The organism is Blastomonas sp. CCH1-A6 (genome assembly GCF_001556365.1).
In the GTDB taxonomy this organism is placed as follows: Bacteria; Pseudomonadota; Alphaproteobacteria; order Sphingomonadales; family Sphingomonadaceae; genus Blastomonas; species Blastomonas ursincola.
Genome location: NZ_LSIS01000080.1, coordinates 1 through 4,004, shown reverse-complemented (window position 1 = coordinate 4,004; position 4,004 = coordinate 1). Strand labels below are relative to the sequence as shown.

At 68.6% G+C, this 4,004-nt stretch carries 3 protein-coding genes and 1 pseudogene; 2 read left to right on the top strand and 2 right to left on the bottom strand.

The genetic code is table 11. The features are described from left to right. The coding region (locus tag AX735_RS03770; protein ID WP_156447406.1) for an ATP-binding protein at nucleotides 1-879 on the top strand (879 nt) is incomplete at its 5' end. Here the strand turns inward: AX735_RS03770 and AX735_RS03765 are convergent. Together AX735_RS03765 and acs are read right to left on the bottom strand one after the other, a co-directional pair. Continuing rightward, nucleotides 876-1,496, bottom strand: coding sequence for a LuxR C-terminal-related transcriptional regulator (locus AX735_RS03765; protein ID WP_066275848.1), 621 nt, complete (start codon nucleotides 1,494-1,496; stop codon nucleotides 876-878). The two genes, AX735_RS03770 and AX735_RS03765, sit on opposite strands and share 4 nt — an antisense overlap. Continuing rightward, nucleotides 1,493-3,448, bottom strand: a complete 1,956-nt coding sequence (acs, locus tag AX735_RS03760) for an acetate--CoA ligase (protein WP_066275835.1) — start codon at nucleotides 3,446-3,448, stop codon at nucleotides 1,493-1,495. The genes AX735_RS03765 and acs overlap by 4 nt, the downstream gene beginning before the upstream one ends. A gap of 187 nt (nucleotides 3,449-3,635) precedes the next feature. On the opposite strand from acs, the pseudogene AX735_RS03755 reads away from it, so the two are divergent. Continuing rightward, nucleotides 3,636-4,004 (top strand): annotated as a pseudogene (locus tag AX735_RS03755) (DcaP family trimeric outer membrane transporter); the annotation flags it as partial.

Below are 4,004 nucleotides of genomic sequence, written 5' to 3'. Positions count from 1 at the left end.
GTGGAGCCGAGCCCCGAGCCGGTGGCGCTGCAACCGTTCCTCACCGATCTGGTCGAAAGCTTCGCGCCGATGGCCGAGGACAAGGTGCTTTCGCTGCGCACCGGCGCGCTCTTCGGGCATGTCCATACCGATCCGGGGCTGCTGCGCTCGATCCTGCAGAACTTCCTGTCCAACGCGCTGCGCTACACGCCCGAAGGCGGGGTTCTGGTCGGCACGCGGCGACGCGGCAGCCGCATCCGCATCGACATCATCGATACCGGGGTCGGCATTGCCGAAGACCAGATCGAGGCGATCTTCGCCGAATTCACCCGGCTTGGCACGGTCGAGGCCGAGGGGCTGGGGCTGGGTCTTGCGCTGTCCGAGCGGATCGCACGGCTGCTCGGCGGGGTAATCGAGGTGAAGTCGGTGCCGGGCAGGGGCAGCCGGTTCAGCCTGTCGCTGCCCGCCGCCGGAGGGGGCGAAGCGCCGAAGATCGGGGCTCGCCCCGCGCCCGCCATCTGGCCCGATCGCGCGCTCAAGGTGCTGGTGATCGACAACGATCCGCTGATCGTCGAGGGCACCACCAGCCTGCTCGCCCTGCTGGGACACGATCCGCACGGGGCTGATGGTCCGGAGGCAGCTTTGGCCGAGCCGGGGCCGTTCGATGCGGCGCTGGTCGACTATCAGCTCGGCGCATCGATCGACGGGCTCGCGCTGATCGCGGCGCTGCGCGAGAAGCATCCGGGCCTGCCTGCTGCGCTCGTCACCGCGCAGGGTTCGCCCGCGCTGGCACGGCGCGCAGCGAGCATGGGCGTGGTGCTGATCGCCAAGCCGGCGGGGGCGGAGCTGATCGGCGGTTTCCTCGCCAATGTCGCTGCAGGCGCGCGCGAACCCGCCTAGTGCTTGAGGTCGAGCCCTAGCGAGCGGGCGACCAGTGCGGCCTGGGTGCGGTTCTGCACGCCCAGCTTGCGCATGATCGTGGTCATGTGCGCCTTGACCGTCGCCTCGCTCATCGCGAGGTCGTGCGCGATCTGCTTGTTGAGCTTGCCGTCGATCACCTCGCGCAGCACGCGCAGCTGGGTGGGGGTGAGGCCCGCGACGTCCTGCGGCAGTGGTTCCGGCGCGTTCGATGCGGCAGCAGCAGGTGCGCGGCCGCCCAGTGCGCGGGCGATCGCGGCCTCGATCGTACCGAGATCGCTGTCCTTGGAGAGGAAGCCGACCGCGCCGAGCTGTCGCGCCTCTTCCGCCACCGCCGCGCCTTCCGCGCTGGAGACGACCAGGATCGGCACCTCGGGTCGCTCGGCATGGAGCATGGCGATTCCCGAATAGCCCATCGCGCCGGGCATCTTGAGGTCGAGCAGGATCAGACGCAGGCCCTGCACGGTGCTGGCGGCGGCGGCCGCTGCGGCCAGCGTTCCGGTCTCCAGAATCTGCGCCTGCGGAGCGACCCGGCTGACCGCCAGGATCAGCGCCTGGCGGAACAGCGGGTGGTCATCCGCGATCAGGATCGTTTCTATGTCGCATCTGCCATTTGCGGTCTGCCCGCGACAAGATGCTCGACAACCTGCGGATCGGCAAGCGTCGAGATATCGCCGAGGTTCGACAGGTCGTTCTCGCCGATCTTGCGCAGGATGCGGCGCATGATCTTGCCCGAGCGGGTCTTGGGCAGGGCGGGGGTGAACTGGATGATGTCGGGCGTCGCGATCGGCCCGATCTCGCGACGCACCCATTGCACCAGATCGCGGCGCAGTTGCTCGTCGGGCTCGACCTCGACATTGGTGGTGACAAACGCATAGATGCCCTGGCCCTTGACCGCGTGCGGCATGCCGACCACCGCGGCCTCGGCCACCTTGGGATGCGCGACCAGCGCGCTCTCGACCTCTGCGGTGCCCATGCGATGGCCCGAGACGTTGATGACGTCGTCGATGCGTCCGGTGATCCAGTAATAGCCGTCCTCGTCGCGCCGGCAGCCGTCGCCGGTGAAATACAGGCCCTTGAAGGTGGTGAAATAGGTCTGGAAGAAGCGCTCGTGATCGCCCCAGACGGTCCGCATCTGGCCGGGCCAGCTGCGGTCGATGACCAGACAGCCTTCGCCCGCGCCCTCGATGACCTGGCCCTCATTGTCGAGCAGCAGCGGCTTCACCCCGAACATCGGCTTGGCGGCCGAACCGGGCTTGAGCGCATGCGCGCCGGGCAGCGGGGTCATCATGCACGCGCCCGTCTCGGTCTGCCACCAGGTGTCGACGATCGGGCAACGGCCCTCGCCGACGACGCGGTGATACCATTCCCAGGCCTCGGGATTGATCGGCTCGCCGACCGAGCCGAGCAGGCGCAGCGACTTGCGGCTGGTCTTCGTGACCCAGTCGTCGCCCTCGCGCATCAGCGCGCGAAGGGCAGTGGGTGCGCCGTAGAAGATCTCGACGCCGAACTTGTCGACGATCTGCCAGAAGCGCGAGGGATCGGGCCAGGTCGGCACGCCCTCGAACATCACCGTGGTCGCGCCGTTCATCAGCGGCGCATAGACGACATAGCTGTGCCCGGTGACCCAGCCGACATCGGCGGCGCACCAGTAGATCTGGCCGGGGCGATAGTCGAAGACATATTGGAAGGTCATCGAGGCCCAGACGCTGTAGCCGCCGGTGGTGTGCAGCACGCCCTTGGGCTTGCCGGTCGAGCCCGAGGTATAGAGGATGAACAGCGGGTCCTCCGCGCCCATTTCCTCTGCCGGGCAATCGGCGGACTGGCCCGCGACGCCCAGCGCCCAGTCGATGTCGCGGCCTGGCGTCATCGGCACGTCCGCGCCGGTGCGCTTCAGCACGATGACGGTATCCACGGCCTCGCAATGATGGCCGAGCGCGGCATCGACATTGGCCTTCAATGGAACCTTCTTGCCGCCGCGCAGCCCTTCATCGGCGGTGACGACGATGCGGCTATCGCAATCCTGGATGCGCCCGGCGAGCGCCTCGGGCGAGAAGCCGGCGAACACCACCGAGTGGATCGCGCCGATGCGCGCGCAGGCAAGCATCGCGACCGCGGCCTCGGGCACCATCGGCAGGTACAGCGTCACGCGCTCGCCCTTGCGCACGCCTTGTGCCTTGAGCAGGTTGGCGAAGCGGCAGACCTGCTCGTGCAATTCGCGATAGGTGATCGCGCGCGACGCCTCGTTGGGGCTGTCGGGCTCCCACAGGATCGCGACCTGCTCGCCGCGTTCGGCCAGGTGCCGGTCGAGGCAGTTGGCAGCGAGGTTGAGCGTGCCGTCGGCGAACCAGCTGATACCGAAATCGGCCTCGTGAAAGCTCGCCTCGCTGACCCTGGTGAACGGCCTGATCCAGTCGATCCGCTGCGCTTCCTCGCGCCAGAAGGCGTCGGGCTGCTCGATCGAATTGCGGTAGCGCTCTTCGTACGCCGGCGCGGTGATCAGCGCGTTGGCGGCCCAGTCGGCGGGCACGGGATAGACGGCGTCGGCCATGGTCACTCTCCTCATTGGGCTGCGTCTGAGGGCGCAGGGCTGGGGGCATGATAAGCCCGGAGGCGGGGGGCAGGCCATTAGACGAAGGTCGTAGATATCCGACCATGGTCTCTCTGGAAGGCGAGGGCCAATCGGCAAAGACTGAGGCTGCGACCGGGAGCACCCGGCGCAGGTTGAGGAGAGAGCGATGCCGAGGGGTTATCGATCGATGGGGGCGGTCCTGCTGGCCGCGAGCGCGCTGATGGCGCCGGAGCTGGCCATGGCCCAGACCGCGCGCGAGGCGGCGCTGGAAGAACGGCTGGCCAGGCTCGAGGCCGAAATGCAGGCGCTGCGCGCGGACCTGAGCGCGGCGCGCAATGCACAGGCGGAGATGGCCGCCGCTGCCACCCAGGCGGCGACGCGCAGCGAGGAAGCGGTGACCCGCGTCGCCGCGCTCGAGGCCAAGCCGACCGCACCCGCCGAGGGCTTCCGCGTCGGCAGCACCACGTTCAAGCTGGGCGGCTTCGTCAAGGCGGTGGCCAGCGCGACGCGCTATGACGACGGCATGCTGGCGGGC